The 11,089-nt window shown below is 60.1% G+C and carries 7 protein-coding genes; all 7 read left to right on the top strand.

Features of this window, described 5'->3' with window-relative positions:
• The first annotated feature begins 3 nt into the window (after positions 1-3).
• Positions 4-435 (top strand): entry exclusion protein, encoded by a 432-nt coding sequence (locus tag ACLHV9_RS25270; protein WP_008324118.1) that lies wholly within the window; start codon positions 4-6, stop codon positions 433-435.
• Between the two features lie 74 nt (positions 436-509).
• On the top strand, positions 510-1,184 hold the full coding sequence (locus ACLHV9_RS25265) for a tetratricopeptide repeat protein (RefSeq protein WP_008324909.1): 675 nt from the start codon (positions 510-512) through the stop codon (positions 1,182-1,184).
• Between the two features lie 133 nt (positions 1,185-1,317).
• A complete protein-coding gene (gene traD / locus ACLHV9_RS25260) occupies positions 1,318-3,510 on the top strand; it encodes a type IV conjugative transfer system coupling protein TraD (RefSeq protein WP_008324910.1) in 2,193 nt (730 codons plus the stop codon).
• The gene (gene traI, locus ACLHV9_RS25255; RefSeq protein WP_023307204.1) at positions 3,510-8,750 is read left to right on the top strand and encodes a conjugative transfer relaxase/helicase TraI; all 5,241 of its coding nucleotides are present in this window, start codon (positions 3,510-3,512) and stop codon (positions 8,748-8,750) included. Before traD ends, traI begins: the two co-directional genes overlap by 1 nt.
• Before the next feature lies 1 nt (position 8,751).
• Positions 8,752-9,489, top strand: a complete 738-nt coding sequence (gene traX / locus ACLHV9_RS25250; RefSeq protein ID WP_008324912.1) for a type-F conjugative transfer system pilin acetylase TraX — start codon at positions 8,752-8,754, stop codon at positions 9,487-9,489.
• A 66-nt stretch (positions 9,490-9,555) separates the two neighbouring features.
• Entirely contained in the window at positions 9,556-10,275 is a 720-nt protein-coding gene (gene finO, locus ACLHV9_RS25245) for a fertility inhibition protein FinO (RefSeq protein WP_008324922.1), read from the top strand.
• Positions 10,268-11,059 (top strand): DsbA family protein, encoded by a 792-nt coding sequence (locus ACLHV9_RS25240; RefSeq protein WP_008324924.1) that lies wholly within the window; start codon positions 10,268-10,270, stop codon positions 11,057-11,059. Before finO ends, ACLHV9_RS25240 begins: the two co-directional genes overlap by 8 nt.
• Positions 11,060-11,089: the final 30 nt, after the last annotated feature.

Raw genomic sequence — 11,089 nt, 5'->3', positions numbered from 1 at the left:
GCGATGAGAAATCTGCTTCAGATATTCATGGTAGTGTTGTTTCAGTCTATTGCTTGTTATCTGGCTGGATGGTTAGTTACGGAGGTGGTATTCATTGGTGCAACTGTGCTCTTATGGCAAGGATTGTTCATCTATTTGTTTTATAAAATATCTAAGAATAAAGGCAGTGTTGAACCCTACACATACAACAGGGTAGTTTGGTATGTGATAATGCCTATATGTTCACTGGCTCCTCCTCTTGTTACTTTTTTTGTATTCATTGTGGGTACATTGATGGATTTATATAAGGTTAGCGGGTGTATAAGCATCAAAGAGTGGCTTGAAAAAAACAAGGTAGATGGCGCCCACTCTATAAATAATGACTTTGAATCCGTGGACTTTGATAATGTTAATTATAATCCGGAAAGTAATTATCCAATGGGTTGGAAGCGTTAGATTGAGTTGTAGGATTTCATAGTCAGTTTCATGGTTGTGTATGGATATAATATTTAGTTTTATGGAGGTAAACAATGCGAGTGTTCTATGGGATGTTGGGAGTTTTTGTTTTCCTGTCGTGTACCTTGAGTGTAAGGGCTAGCGACGACTACTACACTAACTTAAAAAAAGATGCGAATTCTGGAAACGCATTAGCTCAATATAAGCTAGGTGCAATGTATTTGGTCGTATCTGGTGATTATAAAAAAGCTTTTTATTGGACTAATAAGTCGGCGATTCAGGGTAATTCAGATGCCCAAAATAACCTAGGTCTGCTCTATTATTATGGGCAAGGTGTTGATAAAAATATAAAAAAAGCAGGCTATTGGTGGGGGAAGGCAGCAGATGCAGGGAATGCATCTGCTCAGAATGACTTGGCAATGCTTTATAAAAATGGATTATTGAAAGATGCCCGTTGTGATAAAATAATGGATTTGCTTAACTCCTCAGCTCAAAAAGATTTTGAGTTGGCATATTTGAATATTGGAAACCTGTATTCTACAGGTGAGTGTGTTAATAGGGATATGCACGAGGCGGTGATCTGGTGGGAGAAAGCATCCATTAAAAATAACGGACAGGCTGAGTTTAATTTGGCAGGGGCTTATATGAGAGGTGATGGTGTATTTCCAGGTTCTGGAATGGCAGATATCTATTTGAAAAAATCATGCTCACATGGATATGCAGGAGCGTGTGATTTACTTAAAAAATAACATTCATTATTAATAATCTCCCCGCCTTTAGTTAAATGATGTCATCCTAGTGTTTTGTAACGGATGACATTAAATCAATTGCTTTCTGAAATCATGGTCGCTATACATATAGACCAACCTCTATGAGGCTAATATGAGTTTTAATGCTAAGGATATGACCCAGGGCGGTCAGATCGCGAGCATGCGTATCCGTATGTTCAGTCAAATTGCCAATATCATCGTGTACTGTCTCGTCATTCTCTTCGGCATCATTGTCGCGATTACGCTGTCGGTTAAACTGACCTGGCAGACGTTCGTGAACGGCATGGTTTATTACTGGTGTCAGACGCTGGCCCCCATGCGCGATATTTTTAAATCCCAGCCTGTCTATACCATCCGTTATTACGGCCATGAGCTGAAGTACAACGCGCAGCAAATACTGCAGGACAAATATATCCAGTGGTGCGCCGACCAGGTCTGGACGGCCTTTATTCTTGCTGCCATCATCGCGGCCGTGGTGTGCGTTATTACCTTCTTTGTCACCACCTGGATTCTGGGCCATCAGGGTAAGCAGCAGAGTGAGGACGAGATAACGGGAGGGCGCCAGCTGACTGACGACCCGAAAGCGGTGGCGAAAATGCTCAGGCGCGACGGTCTCGCATCCGACATCAAAATCGGTGAGCTGCCGCTTATTAAGGACTCGGAGATCCAGAACTTCTGTCTGCACGGTACCGTCGGGGCCGGTAAATCAGAAGTTATCCGCCGTCTGATGAACTACGCCCGCCAGCGTGGCGATATGGTCATCGTGTATGACCGCTCCTGTGAGTTCGTCAAAAGCTACTATGATCCGGCCACAGATAAAATCCTTAACCCGCTGGATGCGCGCTGCGCTGCATGGGACCTGTGGCGGGAGTGCCTGACGCAGCCTGACTTCGACAACGTTTCCAACACGCTTATTCCTATGGGCACGAAGGAAGACCCCTTCTGGCAGGGGTCGGGACGTACCATCTTTGCCGAAGCCGCATATCTGATGCGCAACGACAAGGACCGCAGCTACAGCAAGCTGGTCGACACGCTGCTTTCCATCAAGATTGAGAAGCTGCGCTCGTACCTGAAAAACTCCCCGGCGGCGAACCTGGTGGAAGAGAAAATCGAGAAAACGGCCATCTCCATCCGCGCCGTGCTGACCAACTACGTCAAGGCTATCCGCTACCTGCAGGGCATCGAAAATAACGGCGAGTCATTCACCATACGCGACTGGATGCGCGGCGTTCGTGAGGATGGTAAAAACGGCTGGCTGTTTATCTCCTCCAATGCTGACACCCACGCTTCCCTCAAGCCGGTTATCTCCATGTGGTTGTCCATCGCCATTCGCGGGCTGCTGGCGATGGGGGAAAACCGTAACCGCCGCGTGTGGATCTTCGCCGACGAGCTGCCTACCCTGCACAAGCTGCCGGACCTGGTTGAGATCCTGCCGGAGGCGCGTAAGTTTGGCGGCTGCTACGTCATTGGCATTCAGTCCTACGCCCAGCTGGAAGATATTTACGGGCAGAAGCCGGCGGAAACGCTGTTCGACGTGCTGAACACCCGTGCCTTCTTCCGCTCGCCGTCGCGCAATATCGCCGAGTTCGCCGCTGGCGAAATCGGTGAAAAAGAAATCCTCAAGGCGTCCGAGCAGTATTCCTACGGTGTGGACCCGGTACGCGACGGTACCTCGGTCGGCAAGGACATGGAGCGCGTCACCCTGGTGAGTTACTCCGACGTCCAGACGTTGCCGGATCTCTCCTGCTACGTCACGCTTCCCGGACCTTATCCTGCCGTGAAAATGGCGCTGAAGTATCAGCAGCGTCCAAAGGTGGCACCGGAATTCATTCCGCGCACCATCGACGGGAAAGCGGAGGAACGCCTGAATGCCGCGCTGGCTGCACGTGAACATGAATCCCGCAGCATCGCCATGCTCTTTGAACCGGATGCCGATGTTGTCGCGCCAGAGGGCGGTGCGGAGAATGTTGGTCAGCCACAGCAGCCACAGCAGCCACAGCAGCCACAGCAGCCACAGCAGCCACAGCAACTGACGCCCGCGCCCCGCGCTGCAGACGCGGCATCCGTAGCAGGTGCGGCAGGCGCCGGCGGTGTGGAGCCTGAGCTGAAGACAAAGGCGGAAGAGGCAGAGCAGCTGCCGCCCGGCATCAGTGAAAGCGGTGAAGTAGTGGATATGGCGGCATGGGAGGCGTGGCAGGCGGAGCAGGACGAACTGTCTCCTCAGGAGAGGCAGCGTCGTGAAGAAGTGAACATCAACGTTCACCGGGCGCCTGAAAAGGATCTTGAGCCGGGAGGATACATCTGATGATGAGCATCGGATCGGTAAAATCCGCCGGCAGCGCGGGCAATTATTACACCGACAAGGACAACTACTACGTTATCGGTAGTATGGGCGAGCGCTGGGCCGGAAAAGGGGCTGAAGCGCTGGGGCTCAGCGGCGGGGTGGACCAGAAGGTCTTTACGAAGGTTCTGGAGGGACGCCTGCCGGACGGCAGCGACCTCAGCCGGACTCAGGACGGGGCGAACAAACACCGTCCGGGCTACGACTTCACCTTCTCTGCGCCCAAAAGTGTCTCCGTGATGGCCATGCTGGGAGGCGACAAGCGTCTTATTGAGGCACACAACCGCGCGGTGGAGACCGCCATTAAGCAGATAGAGGCAATGGCCTCCACGCGGGTTATGACGGAGGGCAGGAGCGAGACGCAGCTGACCGGCAACCTGGTGATGGCGCTGTTTAACCACGATACCAGCCGCGACCAGGAGCCGCAGCTGCACACCCACGCGGTGGTGGCCAATGCCACTCAGCATGGCGATGAGTGGCGAACGCTCAGCAGCGACAAAGTGGGTAAAACCGGGTTTATTGAGAATATCTACGCCAACCAGATTGCCTTTGGCCGCCTGTATCGTGCCGCGCTGAAGGATGACGTCGCGGCGATGGGCTATGAGACTGAGACGGTCGGCAAACACGGCATGTGGGAGCTGAAGGGCGTACCGACGGAGCCGTATTCCAGCCGCAGCAGGACCATCAGCGAGGCGGTCGGGGATGACGCGTCCCTGAAGTCCCGCGACGTGGCGGCGCTCGATACCCGCCAGTCGAAGCAGAAGGTTGACCCCGAACAGCGCATGGCCGAGTGGATGCATACCCTGAAAGAGACGGGGTTTGACATTAAAGCCTACCGTGAGGCGGCAGACCTGCGGGTTGTGCAGGGGAATATTCCCGCAACGACGCCTGAAGCCATTGATATTAACAGCAGCGTCGGGCAGGCCATCGCGATGCTGAGCGACCGGCGGGCGCGGTTCACGTATTCCGAACTGCTGGCCACCACCCTCGGGCAGCTGCCCGCGCGGTCGGGCATGGTGGAGATGGCGCGTGACGGCATCGATGCGGCGATAAAAAATGAGCAGCTCATCCCGCTGGATAAAGAGAAGGGGCTGTTTACCTCGAACATCCACGTGCTGGATGAGCTGTCGGTGTCGGCGATGACCCGCGATTTACAGCGGACGGGGCAGGCCGACATTTTTCCGGATAAAAGCGTGCCCCGCAGCCGGTCATACAGCGATGCCGTGAGTGTCCTGGCCCAGGACCGTCCGCCGGTGGCGATCATTTCGGGTCAGGGCGGGGCGGCCGGCCAGCGTGAGCGCGTGGCGGAGCTGACGATGATGGCGCGCGAACAGGGGCGTGACGTGCAGATTATCGCCGCCGACAGGCGTTCGCGCAGCGCCCTTATGCAGGATGAGCGCCTCAGCGGCGAGCATATCACCGACAGGCGGGGGCTGACGGAGGGCATGGCCTTTACGCCCGGCAGCACGCTGATTGTGGACCAGGGGGAGAAGCTGACCCTGAAAGAAACGCTCACGCTGCTCGACGGTGCGCTGCGCCATAACGTCCAGCTGCTGATTGCCGACAGCGGCCAGCGCACCGGGACCGGCAGCGCCCTCACCGTCATGAAGGAAGCGGGAGTGAGCACGCTCGCGTGGCAGGGCGGTGAGAAGACGCAGGTCTCGGTTATCAGCGAGCCTGACCGGCGGCAGCGGTATGACCGCCTGGCCGCTGACTTTGCCCGAAGCGTCCGCGCAGGTGAACACAGCGTGGCGCAGGTCACCGGTCCGCGCGAGCAGGCGGTGCTCGCAGGCGTAGTCCGCGAGGCGCTTAAGGCGGAAAAGGTGCTGGGCGAGCGGGAGGTCAGTATCACCACGCTGGAGCCGGTCTGGCTCGACAGCCGCCATCAGCAGGTGCGCGACCACTACCGGGAGGGGATGGTCATGGAGCGCTGGAATGCCGAAGAGCGCAGCCGGGAACGCTTTGTCATTGACCGCGTGACGGGCCGCAACAACAGCCTGACGCTGCGCAACGCCCAGGGTGAGACGCGGGTGACCCGCCTGTCTGAACTCAACAGCAGCTGGTCGCTGTACCGCACCGGCACGCTGCAGGTGGCCGAAGGCGACCGTCTGGCAGTGCTGGGTCAGGCGCAGGGGACGCGGCTCAGGGGAGGCGATACGGTGACCGTTAAGGCGCTCGGGGAGGCGGGGCTCGTCGTCAGCCTGCCGGGGCGTAAGGCGGACGTGGTCCTGCCCGCCGGCGACAGCCCGTTTACCGCCGCGAAGGTGGTTCAAGGCTGGGTGGAGTCGCCGGGCCGCTCGGTGAGCGACAGCGCCACGGTTTTTGCCTCGCTGTCGCAGCGCGAGCTGGATAACACCACGCTGAACAAACTGGCGCTCAGCGGCCGGGCGGTGCGGCTCTATTCCGCGCAGACGGCGCAGAAAACGACGGAGAAGCTGTCGCGTCAGTCTGCCTGGAGCGTCGTGTCCGAACAGATTAAGGATGCGGCGGGGCATGACAGGCTCGATGATGCCCTGGCGCACCAGAAGGCCGGTCTGCACACGCCGGAGCAGCAGGCTATCCATCTGGCCATTCCGGTGCTGGAGGGGAACGGCCTGGCGTTCACGAAGCCGCAACTGATGGCCGCCGCGAAAGAATTTGAGCAGGACAGCCTCAGCCTGCAGGCCATCGAAAAGGAAGCGGACCGTCAGGTGCGCAGCGGCGACCTGCTGTCGGTGCCGGTATCGCCGGGAAACGGCCTGCAGCTGCTGGTCTCACGCCAGTCGTACAACGCTGAAAAAAGCATTATCCGCCACGTCCTTGAGGGAAAGGAGGCCGTCACCCCGCTGATGGATAAGGTTCCGGACGCGCAGCTGGCGGGCCTGACCGACGGGCAGCGGAACGCCACGCGCATGATACTTGAATCCCCCGACCGCTTTACCCTGGTGCAGGGCTACGCCGGGGTGGGTAAAACCACCCAGTTCCGGGCAGTCATGTCGGCCATCGGCACGCTGCCGGAACGGGAGCAGCCGCGCGTTATCGGCGTGGCCCCCACCCACCGGGCGGTGAGCGAGATGCGCGATGCGGGCGTGCCTGAAACGCAGACGCTGGCGGCCTTTATTCACGACACGCAGCAGCAGCTGCGCGGCGGCGAACGAACGGACTTCAGCAACGTGCTGTTTCTCGTGGATGAAAGCTCAATGGTCGGTAACGCCGACATGGCGAAGGCGTACAGCCTGATTGCCGGGGGCGGGGGGCGCGCGGTCTCCAGCGGGGATACCGACCAGCTGCAGTCCATTGCCCCGGGCCAGCCCTTCCGCCTGCTGCAGAAGCGCAGCGCCATTGACGTGGCGGTGATGCAGGAGATCGTCCGCCAGACGCCGGAACTAAAACCTGCCGTCTACAGCCTGATTAGCCGCGATATCGGCAGCGCCCTGACGACCATTGAGAGCGTGGCGCCGGCACAGGTGCCGCGCAGGGCGGATGCCTGGCAGCCGGACAGCTCCGTCATGGAGTTCAGCCGCGAACGGGAGGAGGCCATTGCGAAAGCCGTGGCGGCCGGCGACCTGATGCCCGGCGGGCAGCCCGCGACGCTGCTGGAGGCCATCGTGAAGGACTACACGGGGCGCACGTCAGAGGCGCAGGCGCAGACCATCGTTATCACCGCCCTGAACGCCGACCGCCGCCAGGTGAACGCCATGATTCATGACGCCCGTCAGGGTGCCGGCGAGGTGGGCGAAAAAGAGGTCACGCTGCCGGTTCTCACGCCTGCCAATATCCGCGACGGGGAGCTGCGGCGCATGGCAACGTGGGAGGCATCCCGCGACAGCCTGGTTCTGCTGGACAGCACCTATTACAGCATTGAGGCGCTGGACGGGGAGGCGCACCTGGTGATGCTGAAGGATGCGCAGGGCAACACCCGCAGCCTGTCGCCCGCGCAGGCGGCGACAGAGGGCGTCACGCTCTACCGTCAGGACACCATTACCGTGTCGGAAGGCGACCGGATGCGCTTTTCGAAAAGCGACAACGAGCGGGGCTTCGTGGCCAACAGCGTCTGGTCGGTCAGTGAGATAAAAGGTGACAGCGTCACGCTGTCGGACGGGAAACAGACCCGTACGCTCACGCCGTCAGCCGAGCAGGCAGAGCAGCACATCGACCTGGCCTATGCCGTCACCGTTGAAGGCTCACAGGGTGCGAGCGAGCCCTTCTCCATCTCCCTGCAGGGTACGGACGGCGGACGTAAGCGGATGGTGAGCTTCGAGTCAGCCTACGTGGCGCTGAGCCGCATGAAGCAGCACGCGCAGGTCTATACCGACAACCGGGATAAGTGGGTGGCCGCGATGGAAAAATCGCAGGCGAAAAGTACGGCGCATGACATTCTGGAGCCGCGCGGCGACCGCGCCGTCGCGAATGCCGCCCGCCTGACGGCGACGGCAAAAGCGCTGGGTGAGGTGCCTGCCGGTCGCGCCGCGCTGCGCCAGGCCGGGCTGCAGCCCGAGGGCTCGATGGCGAAATATATCTCGCCGGGGCGTAAATACCCGCAGCCGCACGTGGCGCTCCCGGCCTTCGACCGCAACGGCAGGAAGGCGGGCGTCTGGCTGAGCGCCCTGACGTCCGGAGACGGGCAGCTTAAGGGGCTCGCTGGTGAAGGCCGGGTGATGGGCAGCGGGGACGCGGCGTTTGCGGGTCTGCAGGCCAGCCGTAACGGCGAGTCGCTGCTGGCGCGGGATATGGAAGAGGGCGTGCGGCTCGCGAGGGAGAATCCGCAGAGCGGCGTGGTGGTGCGGCTCGAAGGCGAGGCGCGACCGTGGAACCCCGGCGCCATTACCGGCGGTCGGGTCTGGGCCGACGGCCTGCCCGATGCCACTGGTACGCAGCCCGCAGAAACGGTGCCGCCGGAGGTGCTGGCACAGCAGGCCCGGGAGGCTGAGGTGCAGCGGGAGCTGGATAAGCGTGCCGAAGAGGCGGTCCGCGAGATGGCCCGCAGCGGCGACAGGCCGGCCGGAGGGGCTGACGTCGCCGTCCGGGATGTGGTGCGGGATATGGATCGGATAAAAGAAACGCCGGCATCTCCCCTCACGCTGCCGGATGCGCCGGAAGAACGCCGCCGGGATGAGGCGGTGTCTCAGGTGGTGCGCGAGAGCGTGCAGCGGGACCGCCTGCAGCAGATGGAGCGCGAAACGGTGCGAGACCTTGAGCGTGAAAAGACCCTGGGAGGCGACTGATATGCGCGCTGAAAACCATCCGCTCTTCCCCCTTGTGGTGGTGGCCGACTGCTGGCTGCAGCGTCTGCTTGTGTGGACGCCGGGCCAGACCGACCTTATCAAAACCGTGGCGCTGCTGCTGATGGTGGCCGACCACATCAGCATGCTGTGCGGACTGGATAATGACTGGCTGCGTCTTGCCGGTCGGGGAGCGTTTCCGCTCTTTGGCCTGGTCTGGGCCATGAACCTCGCCCGCCATCCGCAGATTCAGCAGCGCGCCCTGAACCGGCTCTGGATATGGGCCGGGGTGGCGCAGGGCGGCTGGATACTGGCCGGGCTGCGCCCGGACCTGGGCAATATTCTGTTTGCCTTTGCGGTCAGCGGACAGGCACTGGCGATGATGCAGCGGCACGGGCCGCGCACGTGGCCGCTCTCCCTGATGCTGGTTCTGGCCTGGCTGCCGTTTTCGGCGGGAAGCTACGGGCTGGCGGGGGTAGTGATGCTGATGCTGGCCTGCGGCGTATGTATGACGGGCCGGCGCACCACGCGCACGGGGCTGGCGCTGTGTCTGGCACTGGCGATACTCGCGCTGAATGCCGCGGACAGCCCCGCCTTTGCCATCGCGGGTCTGGTAATACCCGGCGTTACCCTGACGGTGCTGAGCCGGACCTGTTGCCGCGTGCCGAGGTTCTGGCCGCGCGAATTTTTCCCGCTGTTCTACGCGGTGCACCTTGCCGTCATCGGACTGATGGTGATGTGATATCTGCCGTGTCAGAATAGGGTCAGTCAGGGGAGTATACGTGAAACAGATTTATCCGGAGGCAGGATGACAGAGCAGGGGCGCCCCACGCTGACGCTGCGCCGCAAAGCGGAGCCAGAAGGTCAGCGTGCCGTAAGCAACAGTGAACCGGACGGTGCGGGTCCGGGCCGGGTCACGCGTAAAAAGACCGTGGTGGTGAACACGACGCCTGCCTGGAAGGTCAGGAAGCAGGCGGTGGATGAGAGCGCGAAAAAGGCGCAGGCGGACGAGAAGGCCGCCAGAAAAGCAGAGAAAGCCCGGCAGTGGGCTGAGCGACAGGCCCAGGAGAGGGAGGCCATGCGGGCGGCCAGGCGCAAACCTGCCCCGGAACCGGTGTACCGGAAGGTCATGCCGCTTGCGGACGCGCTCGCGCTCCTGAAGCGTTGCTGGCCAGCCCTGGTGACGGACGGCCAGCCGCAGCTCCTGGCGGTCAACATCCGGGAGGCAATGGTCAATGACATTCGCCGGCGCGGGCTGGAGATTTCCGTGAAGACGCTGAAACGCTGCCTTGCCGCCGTCACCCGCTCGGATGCGTATCTGGGCGCCATGACGGTGGGCGCGTGGCGTAAAAACCTTGCCGGTGAACCGGTCGCAGCGGTGAGTGCGGAGGAGGCGGCGTATGCCGTGGAGCGCAGGGCTCAGGAGCACGCTAAACGACAGCGCAGGGCGGTTAGAAGCGTCGCCACCCGTGCACGGAACGAACTGATAACAACCGAGAAGAGAAAAACACAGGATGAACATGAATAAAACCCTTTCAGTCATGCTTGCCGCAGGCCTTCTGGTCTCCGGCGTGGCGGGGGCAGCAGAGAAACCTGCCGTTGCCTTTACCCCGGAACAGGAAGCCCGCATTGGTGAAATCGCGAAAGACTACCTGCTGGCTCATCCGGAAGTGCTGGTTGAGGTCAGCCAGAAGCTGCAGGCCCAACAGCAGGAGAAGCAGCAGCAGGCGATGACGGCCGCCGTGGTTCAGAATCAGGCAGCGCTGCTGAACGATAAAGGCACACCATCATATGGTCCTGCTGATGCGAAAGTGACGGTCGTTGAATTCTTTGATTACCAGTGCATCTACTGTGCCCGCCTGGCGCCGGAACTGGAGAAGGTAATAAAAGCTAACCCGGACGTGCGCTTTGTGTTCAAGGAATTCCCGATATTTGGCCAGCGCTGGCCGGCGTCGCTCAGTGCGGCGAAAACCGGGCTTCAGATCTGGAAGCAGAAGGGGGCCGATGCTTACCTTAACTATCACAACGCGATTTACGCTACCGCCCACAACGAGGGTAAGCTGACCGATGCTGATATCAGCGCGGCCGCAAAAGCCGTGAAGTTCGATGCGAAAACAGCCCCAGATGTTCAGGGGACCCTGGATGGCATAAACACACTTGCGCAGCAGCTGGGCTTCAGCGGTACCCCGGCCCTGGTGGTTCTCCCGTCAGCCGGCGCCAGTGCTGATAACGTGACGGTTATTCCGGGATACACCAGCGCGGAGGCCCTGCAGCAGGCCATCAGTCATGCTGCCGGTGATACCAAAAAATAATCAGGCGTCCGCCAACTGATACCGCTAAAA

Origin of the sequence: Enterobacter sp. CPE_E890, from assembly GCF_046521475.1 — a bacterium.
Lineage (GTDB): Bacteria > Pseudomonadota > Gammaproteobacteria > Enterobacterales > Enterobacteriaceae > Enterobacter > Enterobacter adelaidei.
This window is presented reverse-complemented; position numbering and strand designations above follow the sequence as displayed.